Annotated in this window: 15 protein-coding genes; 11 read left to right on the forward strand and 4 right to left on the reverse strand. The window is 53.6% G+C overall.

What is annotated here, in order from left to right:
- Positions 1–431 precede the first annotated feature (431 nt).
- The 7 genes from R3C20_05395 to R3C20_05425 all read left to right on the forward strand — a co-directional run bounded on the left by R3C20_05395 (position 432) and on the right by R3C20_05425 (position 5398).
- The gene (locus R3C20_05395) at positions 432–815 is read left to right on the forward strand and encodes a response regulator (GenBank protein ID MEZ6039919.1); all 384 of its coding nucleotides are present in this window, start codon (positions 432–434) and stop codon (positions 813–815) included.
- A 37-nt stretch (positions 816–852) separates the two neighbouring features.
- On the forward strand, positions 853–1752 hold the full coding sequence (locus R3C20_05400) for an HDOD domain-containing protein (protein MEZ6039920.1): 900 nt from the start codon (positions 853–855) through the stop codon (positions 1750–1752).
- A gap of 76 nt (positions 1753–1828) precedes the next feature.
- Positions 1829–2986: a chemotaxis response regulator protein-glutamate methylesterase gene (locus R3C20_05405; GenBank protein ID MEZ6039921.1), complete on the forward strand. Its 1158-nt coding sequence runs from the start codon at positions 1829–1831 to the stop codon at positions 2984–2986.
- A 153-nt stretch (positions 2987–3139) separates the two neighbouring features.
- On the forward strand, positions 3140–3964 hold the full coding sequence (locus R3C20_05410) for a protein-glutamate O-methyltransferase CheR (GenBank protein ID MEZ6039922.1): 825 nt from the start codon (positions 3140–3142) through the stop codon (positions 3962–3964).
- Positions 3965–3976: 12 nt separating this feature from the next.
- Positions 3977–4426, forward strand: coding sequence for a chemotaxis protein CheX (locus tag R3C20_05415; GenBank protein MEZ6039923.1), 450 nt, complete (start codon positions 3977–3979; stop codon positions 4424–4426).
- Positions 4427–4519: 93 nt separating this feature from the next.
- A complete protein-coding gene (locus tag R3C20_05420; GenBank protein ID MEZ6039924.1) occupies positions 4520–4882 on the forward strand; it encodes a response regulator in 363 nt (120 codons plus the stop codon).
- 54 nt (positions 4883–4936) lie between these two features.
- Positions 4937–5398 (forward strand): hypothetical protein, encoded by a 462-nt coding sequence (locus tag R3C20_05425; protein MEZ6039925.1) that lies wholly within the window; start codon positions 4937–4939, stop codon positions 5396–5398.
- A gap of 255 nt (positions 5399–5653) precedes the next feature.
- Here the strand turns inward: R3C20_05425 and R3C20_05430 are convergent, their stop codons facing one another.
- From R3C20_05430 to R3C20_05445, 4 genes are all read right to left on the reverse strand, one after another.
- Positions 5654–6355, reverse strand: a complete 702-nt coding sequence (locus tag R3C20_05430; protein MEZ6039926.1) for a Swt1 family HEPN domain-containing protein — start codon at positions 6353–6355, stop codon at positions 5654–5656.
- A gap of 136 nt (positions 6356–6491) precedes the next feature.
- On the reverse strand, positions 6492–8012 hold the full coding sequence (locus R3C20_05435) for a PLP-dependent transferase (protein MEZ6039927.1): 1521 nt from the start codon (positions 8010–8012) through the stop codon (positions 6492–6494).
- A gap of 353 nt (positions 8013–8365) precedes the next feature.
- Positions 8366–10126 carry a thiamine pyrophosphate-binding protein gene (locus tag R3C20_05440; protein MEZ6039928.1) on the reverse strand — a complete coding sequence of 587 codons (1761 nt, stop codon included), beginning with the start codon at positions 10124–10126 and terminating at the stop codon, positions 8366–8368.
- Positions 10127–10368: 242 nt separating this feature from the next.
- A complete protein-coding gene (locus tag R3C20_05445) occupies positions 10369–11616 on the reverse strand; it encodes an ankyrin repeat domain-containing protein (GenBank protein MEZ6039929.1) in 1248 nt (415 codons plus the stop codon).
- 338 nt (positions 11617–11954) lie between these two features.
- Between R3C20_05445 and R3C20_05450 the strand changes: the two genes are divergently transcribed.
- The 4 genes from R3C20_05450 to secD all read left to right on the forward strand — a co-directional run bounded on the left by R3C20_05450 (position 11955) and on the right by secD (position 19439).
- Positions 11955–14603, forward strand: a complete 2649-nt coding sequence (locus R3C20_05450) for an MMPL family transporter (GenBank protein MEZ6039930.1) — start codon at positions 11955–11957, stop codon at positions 14601–14603.
- A complete protein-coding gene (tgt, locus tag R3C20_05455; GenBank protein MEZ6039931.1) occupies positions 14600–15718 on the forward strand; it encodes a tRNA guanosine(34) transglycosylase Tgt in 1119 nt (372 codons plus the stop codon). The genes R3C20_05450 and tgt overlap by 4 nt, the downstream gene beginning before the upstream one ends.
- A 175-nt stretch (positions 15719–15893) precedes the next feature.
- The gene (gene yajC / locus R3C20_05460) at positions 15894–16274 is read left to right on the forward strand and encodes a preprotein translocase subunit YajC (GenBank protein MEZ6039932.1); all 381 of its coding nucleotides are present in this window, start codon (positions 15894–15896) and stop codon (positions 16272–16274) included.
- Between the two features lie 69 nt (positions 16275–16343).
- The gene (gene secD, locus R3C20_05465; protein MEZ6039933.1) at positions 16344–19439 is read left to right on the forward strand and encodes a protein translocase subunit SecD; all 3096 of its coding nucleotides are present in this window, start codon (positions 16344–16346) and stop codon (positions 19437–19439) included.
- Positions 19440–19538: the final 99 nt, after the last annotated feature.

The following is a 19538-nucleotide window of genomic DNA, read 5'->3' on the forward strand; positions in this document are numbered from 1 at the left end:
GGCTCTCCGGATGCTTTTTTCAACAAGCTCTCCTCGATGATGCCGGTGCGAGATCCTCGGCGAGATCAAATTTACAGCCGTCCGGCGTGGCTGTCCCGATTCTTCATCGGACAGCTAAAGGTTCACGCACAGAAGTGTCGGGTTTTTACTTACATGATCCTGTGTATTCCTGATGCCAAATGAGAACAAACGAGACTATTTATGCTACTTTTTAACGCTCTCAACTAGTGTATTGAGCTAAGTAATAGTAGTGAAGGACGTAGGTCAATAGCTAGATATTCCTGGTGCGGGTTGTGATTCAGAGGCCAGGAACGCACTGCATAACAGAGACTCAATTCATCCACGAAGTTCTTTAGGCTTTCGTCACTTCGCTTGCATGGTTTGCCTGCGTTGGCTATGGCGAATATCGACTGATTACGAAGGACACATATATGCATGCCCTGATTATTGATGACTCCCGGGCAATGAGACGAATTCTTCGGCAGATCGTAGAACCGCTTGGTTTCAGTATTGTCGAAGCCGGAGACGGTGCAGAGGGGCTGGCTGTGCTCCGGGGATACGCAGACATTGAAGTCACTCTTGTCGACTGGAATATGCCAGTCATGAATGGTCTCGATTTCGTCAAAGCTGTCAGGGCTGACAGCGGCTGGCGGGATATGAAACTGGTCATGGTGACAACGGAAACGGAACCCGGGCAAATGGCCAGAGCACTGATGGCGGGTGTCGACGAGTTTGTAATGAAGCCATTCACCTCGGACATACTTCTGGACAAACTCCGGCTGATTGGGGTTTCCGGGGTTCAGGTTACCAAATAACTCGACAAATGAAGGGTTTTGAAATCGGGAGTTTACGATGAAATCCGGCAGTACCGTGGAGGAACCAGTCATTGCAGAGACTCTGCGGGAGCTGATTCGCGAGAAAACCAGTGATCTGCGAATGCTGCCGGACAACGCGCTACTTGCTCTGGATATCGTCAATCGGCCCGACTGTGACATTTCTGAGTTCAGTGCTGTCATCGAACGCGATATGAAACTGGCATCGGATGTTCTTGCGATGGCAAATTCTGTTGCGTTCTGCCGCGGGCAGAAAGTGTCAAGCCTTCGCATGTCGGTCGTGAGACTTGGCTTCAGGCAGTGTAGAAACCTTATCGTGAGCACGAGTTTGTCGTCGCTGATGAAGAGTATTTCGCTGAAGGATCAGTGGACGCGAAGTGCTCTGTGGAGACACAGCCTGTTAACCGGGGTGGTTGCGATAAATATCAACAGGACTCTGTGCGTCGGGTTTCAGGGAGAAGAGTTTGCCGCCGGGTTGATCCATGATTTTGGTCGATTGCTGTTCGCCATCAGTTTACCCGATCGGTTCAGCATTATTGACCCGCTGGAGTTTGATGAATCTGAAGATGTCGTCCACAAAGAGAATCAGTCGACCGGATCGAATCACTGTGATCTGGGTGCCTGGTTTGCGCGAGGATGCCATCTTCCGAGTGAACTGGTTGACGCAATTCAGTTCCACCATACACCGTCGGACGCGGTGCGAAATAAACGACTGGTTGCACTGACGGCGGCGTGTGATCACCTCGCAAATCATATCCAGAGGCTGGGCGGGCCGGATGGCTATGACTTCCGGCAGAACAGTGCTCTTCTGGTGCTGGAGTCTTGTGGTGTTGCCGATGCTGCTGAGCGGTTGTTGCAGTCATCTGAAGAGCTGATGGAAACAATCATGTGTGATGCCCTGACAATGGGTGCACTCTGATGCAGTCGGTTTCAGTTGTCTACGGATTAATGGGTGATGTTATTCACTGGGTGCGGCGCACCTATGGAGATTTCTGATGTCAAGATTCATTCGGGTTCTGCTTGCAGATGACTCGACGGTCACGCGGCGGATACTGATGGAAGCGATCTCCGGCGAAAGCGATATGGAAGTAGTCGGTGCTGCTCAAAACGGTGAAGAAGCTGTCGCTCTTTTCAATGCTCACAAGCCGGACGTCGCTCTGTTCGACGTGGATATGCCGAAACTCAATGGAATTGAGGCATTGAAAGCGATTCGGATGACGTGTCAGTCTGTTCCAGTCATCATGTTCAGTACGTTGACAGTCAGGGGGGGCGAAGCGACTCTGGACGCCCTTGCTTCCGGGGCGTCAGATTATGTCGCGAAACCCACAGGTGTCGGGCACGTCGACAAGGCAATGGAGTATCTACGGAGCGACGTGATTCCAAAATTGCGACAGTGGGGCAAGGTCTACAAATCAAAGCGTGAAAGTGCCCCGTCAGCGCCAGTGTCTTCTGCCGCTTCAAGGCCGTCAGCTGCCGTGGCGATTCGCCCGGCTCGGTTATCTGACGGGCGACCACCGATCAAAACGTCGGGAAAGAAGAGGAACGGTCCAATTCATGTTCTGGCCATCGGTGCGTCAACCGGTGGGCCGAATGCACTGGCAGAAATCGTTGCAAAGCTTCCTGCTGATCTGGGCGTGCCGGTCCTGATCACCCAACATATGCCACCGTTATTTACGCAGCTTCTGGCTGAACGCCTGGACCGTTGCTCCGGCCTGACTGTCCGCGAAGGATATGACGGAGCTGTCGTCAAACCCGGCCAGGCGTGGGTTGCTCCCGGCGACCATCATATGGTTGTCGCACGCGCACCCAGTGGGGTTGTCCTCAGGCTGAATCAGGCAGCGCCGGAGAATTCGTGTCGACCGGCAGTTGATGTCATGTTTCGTTCCGTCGCTCAGGTGTATGCCGGAAATTCGCTGGCCGTTGTGCTCACAGGTATGGGCAAAGACGGCGCCGCGGGATGTCTGCAGCTGAGCAACGCGGGTGGTGGGGTCATTGTTCAGGACGAAGATACATCCATCGTCTGGGGTATGCCCCGCGCAGTGGCTGAGGCTGGAGTCGCAGACGCTGTGCTTCCTCTTGGCGAAATTGCACGGGCAATTGTAAGTCGTATTCGTGGCTCATCGCCGTTGCTTGCATCTGCGGCGGGTGCTTAGCAGATATTAAGTATACCTATATCGACTGGTTACAAGACCTGATTAAACACGGAATGCCCTGATTTCCGGTACAGAGAACAGTCGGAGATTCTTCTGTAGTGCCAACCAAAACGATGCTGCACTTTGTGCTTGCTGCAATACTGGATTGATACCATGCCTTTGGCTCCACCAGATATCAGTTTCCTGAAATCTCTGATTGAGGAGAAATCCGGAAACATCATTTCAAACAATCAGGACTATCTTCTTGAATCAAGACTTGCCCCTGTTGCTCGAGACATCGGGCTGAACGATATCGAAGGCCTTGTCGCGGAACTGCGAAGGCGGCCTTCAGGCTTGTTGCACGATAGAGTCGCCGAGGCGATGACGATCAACGAAACGAGCTTCTTTCGTGATATGCTTCCGTTTGAAGCATTGCGTTCGGAAGTTCTTCCCCGCCTCATTCGGCAACGGTCTGTGTCAAGAAAACTCAACCTCTGGAGTGGAGCCTCGTCCAGTGGGCAGGAAGCCTACAGCCTTGCAATTTCTATTCGTGAACACTTCAACGAGCTGGCATCCTGGGATATCCGTATACAGGCGACTGATTTATCGGAGCAAATGGTTCAGAGGACACGTGAAGGGATATATAGCCAGTTTGAAGTGAATCGTGGATTGCCGTCTCACTATTTGTTGAAGTACTTTAAACGGAATGGAACCCAATGGCAGGTGAAAGAAAATCTGCGTGAGATGGTTGATGCCCGGAAAATGAATCTTGCGTCGGCGTGGCCGAGTACAGTTCAGTTTGATGTAATCTTTCTCAGGAACGTTCTGATCTACTTCGATCAGAAATCAAAAGAACGGATTCTCACTCGTATCCATCGGGCCCTGCGCCCGGATGGTTATTTATTTCTGGGTGGTGGCGAAACGTTGATCACTTTGAACATTCCGTTCGTGCGTGAATCTGTAGGTAAGACCGTCTGCTTCAGACCGGTCACAGCTTAGGACCCAATCCTTATGTCGATCGATGCTCATACTTTGCAGCAGGTGGTCAATGACGTCTGCGCAGGCATGCTGGGCCTGTCAATGGAGCCAGCAGAGGCTGTTTCATGCGATGAGGCAGATGCGCTGTCTGCTGTCATCCGAATCTCGGGTGGCTGGAACTCCCTGGTTCAGGTCCTTACTCCGATGACAACGGCCCGCGTCATTGCATCCCGGATGTTTGCCACAGATGAATCGGACCTGACAGAAGCAGATATCCTGGATGCGGTGGGAGAAATCGTAAACATGGTTGGCGGGAATCTGAAAGGAATCGTGGAAGTCGATTCAAGTCTTTCCCTTCCATGTGTTGGGCAGGCAACCGGCGAAGCGCCGTTCGGTGATGACTTTGAAGGTATCTCAGTCACGAATCGGTGCGAAGGAGATTCCCTCGTCGTTCGACTTCTGGATCCGACAGCCGTTGGCTAGTCGCCGTCCGGACCGGGATCACACTCTGTTTTTTAAACACTTAGTTCACAAAACCCGCGAATCAGCCGGGCCATTTTGGGGGGAGTCAGGGGTATGAAAATTCTTGTCGTGGATGACAGTAAAGCAATGCGAATGATCGTGATCCGTACATTGAAGCAGACTGCTTTGGGTACGTTCCAGACTCTGGAAGCAAACAACGGTGCAGAGGCGCTTGCTGTGATTGCTGAGCACAAACCAGATCTGGTTCTTTCGGACTGGAATATGCCGGAAATGAAAGGCATTGACCTGCTGAAGAGCCTTCGGTCATCAGGTAACACAACAACGTTCGGCTTCATCACATCTGAAAGCAGTGCTGAAGTCCGGAAAGAAGCGGAAGACGCCGGCGCATCCTTTCTGGTCACCAAGCCTTTCACACCAAACTCATTCGAAGCGGCGATTAGTCCGGTTCTCGCGTAGAGATTCTTTCGGCTGCATCCCACGCATTTGTTTTCGAAGAACTGAGGTTATTCCATGTCTGACAACATCATTCCTACACTTGATTCCGTTGAAAAAATGCTTCAGTGCCTGCTTGGCGAGAGCGTTCAGGCGAAGTCAGCACCGGAGGGTCCGGATTTGTCAAAGCCCTACGTCCTGGCTCAGTACGCCGACGAAGCGGGTAATGTTCGACGGGTTGTGCTGTGTGACTTGTCACTTGCCAATTCCATCGGAGCGGCATTTTCTATGATTCCCGCAGCAGTGGCAGCAGATGCCACAAAGGCCGGAAACGTTGCGGACAATATCAAGGTGAATCTGCACGAAGTGCTTAACGTTTGCGTGAACTTATTCACGGAGAATTCGAAGGAACGACTCACGTTAAGCAATGTGGAGGTGCACTCATCACCAGATGCGACCCCGGCACTCTCCACGTCGGCGCCATTCACTGTGAATGTGCCTCGATACGCAAATGGAACTATGCTTGCCGGAGCACTGTGAGCCAGTTGACTGATTTTGGCAGCAGAACGCCGGCAGTTTGCCGAACTTCTGCTGTGTGAATTTCGGGCAAAGCGTTGAGAAGCCGCTGGATATGAATTCAGACAGCTTTGCCCGAGTTCATCCGGAGAATGTAAGACGCACCTGGTAACAGTTTCATTACCAGGCTGGACGTTGGTTTCTCTCTCTCAGTGGATACTGAGCCGGGACATCCCGGCTTGCTGGCTGGTGAAATCTGTGCCGGGCCAGGACGCTCTGTCAGGCAGCGTTTTTGTCGCGTTGTCTTGACACAAGTTCTGCAGCTGAGAATTCCTGAGTCTCGCAATACGGGCACTGCGCGGAATAAACGACTCGCGCACACGTTGGACACTCCCGCGGTCCGACGGTAATGACCGCTTCTCTGACGGCAAGCCGTCGGCCGATTCGATAAAAGAGCACACTGACAAGCAATGCCATGATACAGGACAATCCGCTGAAGAAGTAATTCAGCAGCGCAAAGTCGATGGCAGCGGCGCAAACAAGGCAGATGGCCATTGCACCCAGAAAAGTTTTTTTCCGCGGGGTTGCGTCGGTTTGGCTGTAACGGGTACTCAGATTCGCCAGTGCCTTCAGTCGCAGCGATCCTGCTGCACTGGCCGCCGGACTTTGAATTGCATTCAGCAGGCGTTCGACATCATCCAGAAACCGGTAGACATCATCGTCGCTGAAGACTCTCTGGTGGGCCCATCGATTTCGGTACTCACGCAGTTCGCTCACCAGACATCGCTCTGCGAATGACAGCTCATGCCGGAATAAATCGTTCCAGTGGTCCCACATGTAGACTAGAATCGCATGCGGATCGGAGAAGCTGGCGATAATTCGATCTGCGTCTTCGGCGCGCAGTGTCCTCACGCGGGCTGCAACGTAGGGTTGCAGTCCGGCGACCAGCTGATTCAGACCTGACGAAATCATGTCATTCATTGGGGCCCACCGTAGCTGAAAGTTGAATTGACCGCAAAAACTTCAGCTACGACAAACGTCGATTTCTTCGCATTCTATTCGTCAAATGTTGCCTGAATTCAACATTCAGCAGATTCTGCGCGGCCGGTTCTGACGGCTATAACGATTGCACAGATAATGCCTGCTCAAAACGGCTCCACAATTCCTCAATGGGCTCAATTCCAACACTGAGGCGGATGAGCCAGCGTGATACACCACAAGATTCGACAAACGGAAGTTCGTCATAGTGGGCCAGAATTGTATAGGGGCACGCGAGTGTGAAGACGGTTCCAAGATTCGGCCCTTTGCAGACACTCAGGGCATCGAAAACGGCGGGAGCTGCGGTTTCCGCATCGTGCAGAAGAATCGACATTAAGCCGCCAAATCCACCATCGGGTCTGCGCAACTGTTCGTAGTTACTGGCAGGTGCGCTGCAATCATCAGAGTCATTCATCAAGGAATGATGCAGGGAGGGGTGCCAGACAAACTTCACTCGAGGATGCTCAGACAGTCGCCTGGCAAGTTCTGTGGCATTTTGATTGATTGCGTTCACACGGTCTGCCACATCGCGGGAATTCGCTTCCAGTGCGTCGATATCCACGTCTGCAATCAGGCATTCGTAGTGTTCGTCCAGTGCCTGTTGGAGTTCTTCGGCTCGGGCTCCATTGGGGTTGAGCGTCAGGCTGCCTGCAAGCAGATCCCCATAACCACTGAAGTACTTTGTGAGGCTTGTCACCACAATGTCAGACAGGTGCAGGACGTCCAGATTCAGACATGCGGCGAGTGTGTCGTCAATAACGATCAAAAATCCGAACTGATCGGCCAGATTGCGGAGACGATGCAGATCCGGGCAGGTGAGCAGTGGATTGGCTGGGGTTTCGCAGAATACTGCGCTCACGGGACTTCTGCGCAGGACTGTTTCCAGCTGGTCGATGTCGCCGGAACTACCAACCGGGAAGAACTCGCAGCGGGACGGATGGAAACGCTGCTGGATCTTCAGAGTGTCGACGTAGGGAAAGCCGAACTGCACGCTGGGGGCACCAGTATAGACCTTTTGAACGGTCCGCCACGCTGACATCATCGCTGACATCCCCGAGGGATAAAGACGGACATTCTCCGCGCTTGTTCCTTCGAAGTCAGCGACGCGTTGCCGAACGATGTCTGCTGAAGGAGACGTTCCAAATGTGATTCTGGTTCCCTGAGTGATCTGCACAGCCATTCGTGATGAAATGATTTCACCTGTGTGCTGCCAGTACTGCTTGAGTAACTTTTCGTCACCACCGCTGGCGGCAACCCCCACGACATCCTGACCAGGTATGGGAACGACACGGCACTGCCCACCGCCTCTGTTTGCAACGTACCCGGCTGCTTCCAGGGCGGAATGTCTGGACGGGAAGATGAAACCTGCTTTGCCAAGCGGCTCGAATGTCTGTCGAAACAATTCGCGAACCATCGGATTCAGGCAAAACCGTGGGTATGCCGATTTCAGCTGGCCGATAACCGACTGATCGCCTTCTTCGTAGGCGACATTATGACGCCAAAGCGGAAGGCATGCTGAAACAGCATGGATCGAATCCGGCATCGGAAGGCCGAGATGTTCGGCCTTGAAACGGGGGGATTTAAGCAAATCGACAGGCATGAATGGGATTCAAAGAGGACAAATCTGAAGTCAACGGCACGATGCTTTGTGTTCACTGCGCGACATGTTAGTCGATAAGACGGTCAGTGTCGTTACAGCCAACGACCACAAGACCCGGCTTCCGAATTGAAGCAGGATCAAATTGCCACGGGAAACCATTCCCTGCAGGTCCAAAAGATTTCGGGATCGCAAGGACTGCCCACAACCGGTAAGTGTTGGCTATTGCACTTTCTGGTTGTGAGCAACCCGGTAGCCGCTTGAAGAATGGAACCCGATGCATCAGCGATAGACCGATGGCCTGTAAAACGTCTCTCGCTCACTCAGGATTGCCTTCGCAGGTTTGATAAAGGCGGCTAAATTCGGTCTGCCAGACGTTCCGCCAGTCGTTTGAGAGCGGGACTCACATCCAGTTTTTCCAGATGAACGTTCAGAAGGCTGAAGGAATCCTGATTGGCGATCGCCGCTTTGATGGCTTTTTCCAGATCCCCTTCTGTTCGAACTTCAAATCCCCAGCCAGCCCCAAGCAGTTCCGGCATCCGGTGATAGTTCCAGTTGTGGATGTCGTTAAACGGCCCTTCCTGAATGAAGCGTTCTGTCGAATAGCCCTTGTTGTTCAGGACAATGACGATGGGGTTGAATCCACGCCTGACGGTGGTGGAAAGTTCCATGCAAGTCATTTGAAATGCGCCATCCCCTACCAGAACGAGGGGCCTGAGGTTGCGGTTCGCAACCTGAACTCCGACGGACGCCGGGATCGAAAACCCCATCGAAGTGTAGTAAGCGGTGCTCAGGAATTCTGTGTGTCGGCTGATTGACAAATCAGCTGCGGCAAACATGGAATCGCCGGTGTCGGCAACAACGACCATGGATTGGTCCAGAAGGCTGTTGATCTTCTGAAATAATCTCCTGATTGTAATTGGTTGATCGTTCTTTGGGGACCATGCAGGAACTTCGGGAGGACGAACTTTCGGAGCAGCTCGCACCGGGCCAATCTTCTTCGAAGCCAGGTGTGTGACGAAGTCGGTGAACAGGACATCATGGAAGTGGTGATGCCGGATTCTCAGTTTTTCGCTGGTCGCATAAATGCACCGGCCGGGATCCAGTCGTGCTGTAAAGATCCCCAGATTGATATCAGTCATAAAAGCGCCCAGCAGGATGACGCAGTCGCTCTCTTCCACATAACGTCTTACCTCATCACGGCCCATGGCGCCTTCGTAGACACCCAGGTAGAGAGGGTGTTTTTCGCTGACAACAGACTTTCCGAGCAACGTTGCACAGATCGGGATGTTATTTGCTTCCGCCAACTCGAGAACCTGCTCGCGCAGACCGAAACGATGTGTCTCAACTCCCGCGATGATGACAGGGCGTTTTGCGGCGTGGATGCTTTCCCTCGCTTCCTTCAGGCATTCCTGCAACGCATCGGGGTCACTGACCAGCGGAGTAACAACCGGAACGTGTGCGTGGGTTGCTTCTGCCAGGACTTTGTCCCGAGGAATCTCAAGAAATACAGGCCGTTTGAAGCGAACACAGGCTTCCAGGCATCGATCAATTTCACGAAACGCTGTCAGTTCATCTTCGAGCGAAGCGGTTGCAACGGTGATTTTTTCAAAGACATCACGTTGCGTGTTGAAGTCCCGCACGCGGTGATGAAGCAACGGATCCGAACGCCGTTCCGACATACCGGGCGAACCGCTGATCACAATTACCGGACTCTTTTCTGCGTATGCTCCGGCCACCGCATTACACAGACTCAGGCCCCCGACGCAATAGGTGACACAAACCGCACCGATACCATTGATCCGAGCATAACCATCGGCCGCATACCCGGCGCAGGCTTCGTTTGTGGTTCCAACGACATTGATGGGGCTGTCTTCCAGCATCCCGTAAAACTGCAGTACAAAGTCCCCTGGAATGCCGAAGATATCTCGCACACCATAGTCCTGAAGTCGCTGAATCAAATACCCCCCGATGGTCATTCGGGCCGCCGCTGTTGTGCTGTTCGAGGAAGGTGTAGAATCGGAGCTCCTGCGTGAATTTTTCCTGTTTGCGACAGCCGGTGCCTGTGACGCATTGGAACTTCTGGCTGCCCTGGTGGGTTTCTTCTTCGGAGCCATTTTTCTGCCTTTCGGGGTACGAACAAACAGGGGGCGGCCGCGGACATTGCTCGCTTTCGTTCCGCGCGCCACCCTAAACAACCGCCATTCGATTCCAGCGTTACTTGATTCTAGGCAGTTCCGTGACCGTCGACAGCGTCAGACTTCGTGATTCGGATTCGAAGCCAATGGATTTCGCCTTTGCCCTCAATGAGCCATAGTGGCTGCCGTTCCATTCAGCAACGGTGCCTGAGGGAGTTGAATCACGAGTGACTGTTGAGCAAATCGATGATCTTCTGGCGCGACTTCGAGCGTCGGTCAACCATGTCCAGAGCTGTCTTGCCATTTCTGTTCTTCAACCCGGGGGCGGCACCATTTTGAAGTAACAGCTCGACAGACAGTAATGCTCCAACGGAAGCTGCCCGCATCAGGGCAGTGACCGTATGAGTCGACTCACAAACGCGGTTTACATCGACGCCATGCTTCAGCAGGATCTGAATCGACTTCGGATTGACGGCAGCCTGAATCAACAGGGAGTGACGTGAAACGTCGGTTGTATTTGGCGGGAGGCCTGCGTCCAGCAGCAATCGCAGAAGCTTCGGGTTCTGGAAATTCATGTTCGGCAGCTGACCATCCACAACGGAGCTCAGATCATTGCCAACACGATCCAGTTCGTTTTTGATTTGCGGGATCAGTTGATCTCGCTCTGGTTTCGCCAGCAGTTGAAACAACTTCTGGAAATCGGGTCTTGCCCTGCTACTTTCGGGTTCGGATGGCGCAAGTCTCCCGGGTCCAGTTGTCGATGTTGGCAACTTTGCCTGGGGTGATTTTGCTTTTGCCCGAGATGACCGCGCCTTCGGTGAGGCTGACCGCGCCTTTGGTGAGGCTGACCGCGCCTTTGGTGAGGCTGACCGCGCCTTTGGTGAGGCTGACCGCGCCTTTGGTGAGGCTGACCGCGCCTTTGGTGAGGCTGATGGCAAGGTTTCGCCTGGCGGTGACTGCTTTGCGGTGTTGACGTCCGGAGGAAGGGATTCCAGCTTTTCCATCTGCTTCCGGACAGCGTCAATGCGGCTTCTGTTTCCGTTTTCCGTCGTTCTTCCCGGTCGCCACGCGGTTCCGGCGGCTTGCTGGCACTTTGATTTGGCAGATGCGGCGATCTGAATGCTGAGCCCTGTTGCCGCGGTAAGTTCGTCGAAGCATCCCGCGCCGATGCCATCCAGCATTTGCCCGTCCATTTCGAGCTTCAACGCAGCGAGTTCCTTCCGTGTCAGATTCCGGGTGGCATCGAACTCAAGGCTCAGAAGCAGCTTTCCGCCGGGGGAGAGAACGATTCTTGGGTAGCCGCCCCGCAAACCGGCTTCTTCGACGAAGGGAAGTTCGGTGTAATTCAGGGCCGAGTCTTGATGACAGGCGAAGCCATTGACTGCCCGAAATACGCTCGCCGATGAAATTGCCGTTCGGTCAAAACGGGCAATTTGCGCAGGCAGGACGTACTGAATCCTGGTTCTCATTGCTCTCTCCTTTCCTGTTTCGTCAATCGCCGGGGTGATTCTAACAAACCCAAAATGAACTGCGCTCGGCGGCAGATACATGCAACAAATGACCAGGCGGCAATCTGTACAGGAAACATTCTCCGGAATGCAGCTCCGAAATGGCCATTCTTCAGATGCTTTCAGGGATTTTGCCGGGCGACTTTAGACTTTGAAATGCGGTTGCTAGACTGCCCGGCTTTGATAAACCCAGACCAGTGGCGACATTACGCAGGTCGGCGATGCCTGGAATCAGGCCGCTCTGAACATGACGCGATGCCTGCACTTTGACGGCGACTTTACTGGAACAAACTGTTCATATGTTTTTCGGGAAGCTTGGAAACCTGGCCGCCAAACGGGCGCCGCTGATTGCGGCGTGCTGGATGTTGCTGCTGCTTGTTTCTTTTTTGGCTGCCCCCGAATGGTCCACAGTTGTTCAAAACGGCGAATTTGCGTTTCTTCCGTCGGATTCTCCGAGCCGACTGGCCGAATTGGGATTTCGAACGGCCTTTCCGGATGACATGCTCGAAAGCAGTGTTGTCCTGGTTGTGCGTCGCGAAGACGGCAGCGTTGATCGGGACAATGCCGAATTCAAAGCAGGGCTTCAGAATTCTGACAAGCTATTCATTACGGATGTCCTGGTTCCGGAACTTTACCTGCTGACGGGACTGAAGCGAGAAGCGGATGAGCTGTTATCGGAGGAAATTGAAGAGCAGGAACGGCGTTCGGCCGCGCTGACGAAGGAGCAGGTCGCAAGACAGGATCGACTGCGCGAGATCGTTCATGATATCCAGTGGTTTCAGGATCCCAAAATCGGCGACCTTCTGAACAGCGAAGATGGCAAAGCGTCGTTGATTGTTGTGCAGCTGAAGACTGAGTTCCTGGATCAGGCCAATTCTGAACTGGTCAATGCGATTGAGGAATTCATTGATCGGCTTTATCGCACCCCCGTACAGAATCCGGGGACTGCGACAGGAAACAATCAGTCTTCGTCTCCCACGATGCCAGCGGGCCTGGATGTTGCGATCAGTGGTTCGGCCACTTTCGGTCGTGACATGATCATGGAGTCGCAGAAGAGCGCGAAGGCCACCGAGAAATGGACCGTGATTCTGGTCGTCATTCTTCTGATCGCCATCTACCGCGCTCCATTGCTGGCGCTGATACCACTGATCACGGTTGCTGTTTCGACCACCGTTGCCATCAGCCTTCTGGCTATTGCCGCGGAGTATGGGTGGGTCAGTCTGTTCAATGGAATTGAAACTTATGTGACGGTCGTCGTCTACGGAGCGGGCATCGATTACGGTTTGTTCCTGATGGCTCGCTATCGAGAAGAACTGGATGACGGCGCAACCATAGAAGAAGGGGTCTCTCGTACACTGAAGACAATTGGCCCGGCACTGGCGACGAGTGCGGGTACATCAATCTTTGGTATTGGCATGATGATGTTCGCCGAATTCGGCAAGTTCCGTCAGGCGGGTTACGCCATCACGTGTGGTCTGTTCATTTGTCTGATCGCCAGTATTACGCTGACCCCTGCTGTGATTCGTTTGTTTGGTCGCTGGGCGTTCTGGCCAAGCATGATGACGCTGCACAACCGTGGTGAAGGTGGCTTTCTGGTAAAAGCCAGTTGGTTGACGCGGCTACAGAGAGCCAACTTGATGCAGACAGGCTGGCAACGCATCGCAAATCTGGTTCAGCAGCGTCCGGGGCTCACCTGGCTGCTGAGCATTCTGGGAATGCTGCCGTTCGCCATGATTGGTGTTATTTACTTCAGTCACCTGAGTTATGGTCTGTTGTCTGAATTACCGGATGATTCCACCAGTTTGCGCGGGATCCAGGCGATTCAGTCTCACTTCCCGGCAGGTGAAGTCGGCCCGGTTTACGTATTGCTGGAAGCGGAAGGGATCGACTTTCGCGAACTCTCTCGAGGTCCGGAGAGGCTTATCGAAAAGCTCTCCAGTTCACTTGAGGCGGACAAGCAACGTCTTGGAATTCACTCAGTTCGGTCATTGTCCTCACCCAGGGGAAACCGTGGATCAGTCAGACTGAACGCCGCTCAGGCCATCGGGCAACGAAAACTGGCGCGAGACTACTACGTGAGCAAAGAAAATCACTCCGTGACGCGTCTGGATCTGATTTTCGAAAACGACCCATTTTCCACGAGCAGCATTGCGGAATTCAGAAAACTGCGCGATGAACTGCCGACCATGCTGCCTGAAGAGCTGGCCAACGCCCGGTTGTCATTCAAAGGTCCCACTGCCAACGTCAGTGACTTAAAAGACGTTACCGACCGCGATCAGATTCGTATCGACCTCCTGGTGTTGGTCAGCGTCTATGTGGTCCTGGTCGCGTTACTGCGAAAACCGGGGATCTGTAGCTACCTGATTCTGAGCGTCTTTTACAGCTACCTCGCAACTCTTGGTATTACCTTCTTTGTCTTCTGGGCGATGGATCCTTCCGGCTTTACCGGAATGGACTGGAAGGTGCCACTGTTTCTGTTCACGATCCTGATTGCCGTGGGAGAGGACTACAACATCTTCCTGATGACGCGCATCGACGAAGAACGCAAGACGCATGGCCCGATTCGCGGCATCACGGTGGCTCTGGAAAAGACCGGAGGGATTATTTCCAGCTGTGGAATTATCATGGCGGGTTCCTTTTCGTCGCTGATGGCCGGCAGTCTTCTGGGCATGGATCAACTTGGCTTCGCACTGGCACTGGGCGTCTTGCTGGATACGTTTGTTGTTCGACCCATCATGGTGCCAGCGTTCATGGTGTTGCTGGCCCAGGGACGCTTAGGCCCCATGAGCCGTCTTGCAGGATTCCAGCCGGAAACCGTGGTGGAGCGTGAAGGAATGGCCAGCGATGGTTTTGACTCCAGTGGCATGGTTTCGGGCAGGGACAGCTCAGACAGTATGAATCCGATCGATTTCGATCAGGAAAAGACCGATGCGGTAAAGCATTCATGAGCAGTTTTAAGTTTCACCTGGATGCATCAGATTCGCAGACATCCGGTCGAGCTGGCCGATGGGTAACGCCGCACGGCGTCGTTGAGACGCCCGCATTCATGCCGGTGGGCACGCTTGGAACGGTCAAGGGGCTGCTTCCTTCGCAGTTACGGGATGCGGGGGCGCAAATGGTTCTTGCCAACACCTACCATTTGGCGTTGCGCCCCGGAAGCGAAATTGTGGCCGAACTGGGTGGTCTGCATCGATTTATGGACTGGGACGGTCCAATTCTGACTGACAGCGGAGGGTTTCAGGTCTTCAGTCTGGCCGCTATGCGAAAGCTCACCGATGAAAAAGCGGTCTTTCGATCCCACATCGACGGCAGCCTGCTGGAGCTTTCTCCGGAAACCGCCGTGAGGATTCAGGAGAATCTGGGGGCCGATGTCATTATGTGTCTGGACGAATGCCCTCCGTCCGGCGAATCAATTGAAAAGATCCGCAAAGCTGTCGATCGCACGACTCTCTGGGCAAAACGCTGTCGGGATGCCAAGGAGAGGTCGGACCAGGCCCTGTTCGGAATTGTTCAGGGGGGCGTGCACGAAGAAATGAGGCTGCGATCTGCAGATTCCCTCGTCAGCCTGGCATTCCCAGGGTACGCGATTGGTGGTTTAAGTGTCGGGGAGCCTCCTGAGGCGATGTACCGCACCCTGGATTTCACGGTTCCTGCCCTGCCTGTCCAAAAACCGCGATACCTGATGGGTGTCGGGCGGCCGGAAGACATTCTGGAAGCGGTTTGTCGGGGAATTGACCTGTTCGACTGCGTGATGCCCACCCGAAATGGCCGTAATGCAATGGCATTCACGAGTTCCGGCCCGGTTCGTTTACGAAATGCCGTCCACCAGCGGGATGACAGTCCACTGGACCTGGAATGCAGCTGTGTTGCGTGCACTCGCTACAGCCGGGCGTATCTGAGGCATCTGTTCGTTGCGAAGGAAATGCTGGGCCCGATTCTGCTGTCGCTTCACAACATCACATTTTACCAAACCCTCGTCCGTAATCTCCGGAAGGCGATAATCGCGGGTGTTGCGGGGGAGTTCCGTTCGAATCAACTTGCCCGCTGGCACTCGCAGCCCTAATATGCCGCGTTTTTCCCTGACAAATCGCCCACAGCTGGGTGATTACGTCGTAGAACGTCTGTTGTTCGTTGCTGGTTCTGCCAGTACTGAGCGGTAACAGGCGAACTTTGATGGCGAAGTCCGGACGTATCCGTGGGAAAGTTTCCTCCAGCGTGCAAAACATCAGGCAAATCGAGTGCTGAATTTTCAAACGTCGATCGAGAATGTTATCCCGCAGCTTTGGCGAACCTGCATTCTTGCTCAGGACGCCGTGAAGCCGGGCGAACCAAATCCTCTGGTGACCATGGGCCCGTTCCTGATCATTGGTGTGATGTTCTATCTGTTGTTCATGCGACCTCAGCAAAAAGAACAACAGAAGCGAGCCGCTGTGTTGGCAAACCTCAAAAAGAACGACAAGGTTGTCACCGCGGGTGGCATCATTGGAACGGTCGTGGAGGTGTCGTCGGACAACGCCAGGATTACTCTGAAGGTTGACGACAACACGCGAATTAAGTTCCTGCGATCCAGCATTCAGGGATTGCTGGAAGACTCCACAGATTCAAATTCTTCGACCTGATGGACTAAGTTCCAGCGGGCTTTTCGATATCCCCCTTTTCAACGGCTGACATCCTCAGGAACTTCTTCGATGTATCAATTCCTTAACGGATTGCTGACTCTGGCCTTGCAGGATTCTGAAGCGGTCGCAGCAGCAGCTGACACCGCTGCAGAAGCCCTGGAAACAGCCTCGAAAGTGGCTGAAACGACAGAGGCAGCTGCACCATCGTCCGGCATGACAGGAGTGCTGGTGCTGTTTGGTGTTCTGGCTCTGATTGTTCTTCCATTCGTGCTGGGGCAACTGCTCGCCAATGCACTCAAGGTGAAAGAGTGGGGCTTCCGAATCGGCGTCAGCCTGTTTGCACTGGTGCTGGGTCTGGCACCTTTTATCGGCTCCATCATGGCCGGACGGCCCGTCACTGAGACCATTCGTCTTGGGATCGACCTGAAAGGCGGGACCAACATCGTTTACAAGGTGAACGGAGAAGGTAAGGAAGTCACCAATGAAATTATGGACCGGATGGTGGGGGCCGTTGGCAAGCGAATCAACCCTTCCGGGGCAGAGGAAATCATGGTTCGTCAGGTCGGTACAGACCGGCTTGAAGTGATTGTGCCGGGCGAAGACCCGCAGACCGTGGCTGAGCTGAAGCGCAAGCTCACTACACTGGGTAGCCTGGAGTTCTTCATTGCAGCCGATCCCGTCGACGATCGTGAAATCGTGGAACAGGGACGCTCTCTGGATGTGGAAACAAAAGAACTACTGGACGCCACTGGCAACATGATCGCCGTCTGGCGACAAGCTTACGAAACCAATGGTGTTCCCAAGCCTCAGGAGGCACTTGTCAGCCGACCTGTTGAAAAGCTTCGATCTGTTGACGGAAAAACGGAGAAGTATCAGACCTTCGAGTACCTGCTTCTTGTCGACCCACCAGCTCAGCGAATTACTGGTGAGTACCTGGTTTCAGCAACGCCGGGGTATGCCCCCAACGGTGAAATTATCGTGAACTTCGTCTTCAATCAGGCGGGGGGGTTCCTGTTCCAGAACATGACCAGTGAGAACCTTCCGATCGAAGGACGGAGTCCACGCAAACTGGCGATCGTCCTTGACCGCAAGGTGTTTTCGGCGCCGCAGATCAATTCGGTCATTGCAGAGCGTGGTTATATCGAAGGTGGTGGGACCGGGTTTTCCGTGGAAGAAGCTCAGGAACTTTCTGATGTCCTGAACGCAGGTGCCCTTGAAGTTCCCATTGATCCAAAGCCATTGAGTGAAGCAACCGTCGACCCGACGCTGGGTGCTGATGTTCGAAATAAAGGCGTGAATTCGGTGATCATGGGCGGCGCGATCGTGGTCGTCTTCATGCTGTTTTACTATCGACTCGCCGGTGTCGTCGCTATTGTCTCTCTCGCCCTGAATATCGTCCTGGTACTTGGCACGATGGTGCTGATCAACGCGACATTCAGCCTGCCGGGGCTGGCTGGTATCGTTCTGACGATCGGTATGGCTGTTGACGCGAACGTTCTGATCTACGAACGCATGCGTGAAGAACTCAGCCGTGGATCCAGCCTGAGGATGGCCATCCAGAATGGTTTCGCCAAGGCCTTGTCGACAATTGTTGACGCCAACGTAACAACGCTGCTTACCGCCGTGGTTCTGTTCACGATCGGTACCGATCAGGTGAAGGGGTTTGCCATCACCCTGTTCATCGGTATCGTGATGAGCATGTTCACTGCCCTGTTTGTGGGTCGATTACTGTTCGACATTATCGAAAAGAAGCGATGGGCATCAAAGCTCAGTATGATGTCGATCGTCGGCAGTACCAACTGGGACTTCCTGGGCAAGCAAAAGCTTTGTGCCGTGATCTCGGTCGCCCTGATCGGAACAGGTCTGGTCGCATTCTTCTCACGTGGTCAGGAGAACTACGACATTGACTTCACCGGCGGAACCATGGTCACCATGCAGTTCACTGAAGATGTGAAGACGGAAGATGTTCGCGAAGTCCTCGCGACGCAATTCACAGACGCCTTCACACTGGAACGTCTGGCTATGGACGCGGACACCACAGAAGGAGTCGGTCGCCATTTCCGCCTGCGAACCACCGAAAGCGATTCCGGAATCACCAATCAGGATGATACCGCAGAAGCATCGGCCGAAGAACGCGTTCGCGGAAAAGTCTTTGAAGCATTCAAGGGCAACGGCGACATGAAGCTTCGGATGGTGACGATGGAATTCAGCGATATTCAGCCGATCGAGATCGCGGAAGGCGACGATTCCGTCGAAGCACTTCAGTTGAAGCGATTCGACGGTGGTTCTTCAGCCGATATCACGCTGTCTGACGAAGTTGCCGCCGGAACGGTTCTGGATAACCTGTCTGCCGCACTCAGCAGGATCTTAAGTAACGGCCAGCCCAGATATGGTGAACCGTCTGCATTGATTGAGATCGCAGGCGTTGAGGGTTCCGGAATGGAAGCCGCTGAAATGGCGGTACGCAAGTACTCAAAGGTGACTGTTCGGGCGATGCCCGCTGTTGAGCCGGATGATCTGAAAACCGCGCTGACAACCATGCAGGACAGTATGGCCAGAAGCCCGCTGTTCGACGAAGTGAACACGTTTGCCAGTGCTGTTGCCAGCGAAATGAAGAGCCGGGCTGTCATCGCGATTCTTCTCAGCATGCTGGTGATCACGGCCTACATCTGGTTCCGATTCCAGCATGTGACCTTTGGTCTGGCCGCTGTTGCAGCGTTGATTCACGACGTACTGTTCGTGATGGGCATGCTGGCACTTGTTTCCTACATCAATGGCACGCCGATTGGCAACCTGCTGCTGGTGAATGATTTCCGTATCAATCTGCCGATGATTGCCGCATTTCTGACTCTGGTCGGATACTCGCTGAATGACACCATTGTCGTCTTTGACCGTATTCGCGAAGTAAGAGGCAAGAATCCTCAACTGACAGCGGAAATTGTCAATCAGTCGCTCAATCAGACCCTGTCACGAACATTGTTGACCTCTTTGACAACATTCCTTGTTGTCATTGTCTTGTACGCGTTTGGTGGCGAAGGGATTCATGGTTTCGCATTCTGTCTGACTGTCGGTATCATCATCGGTACGTACAGTTCTATCTATGTTGCGAGCCCGATCCTGGTCTGGCTGATGAACCGCAGTGCGAAAGTTGCTGCAGGCAAGTAGTCTTTCGGGGCAGGTTGTTAAAATCGGCAATCAATATCGAAGCCCGGCTTTCTGATTGAGGCCGGGCTTTTTATCGTGAGCAATATTGCATCGTTTGCG

The sequence above is a fragment of the Planctomycetaceae bacterium genome (assembly GCA_041398825.1).
In the GTDB taxonomy this organism is placed as follows: Bacteria; Planctomycetota; Planctomycetia; order Planctomycetales; family Planctomycetaceae; genus F1-80-MAGs062.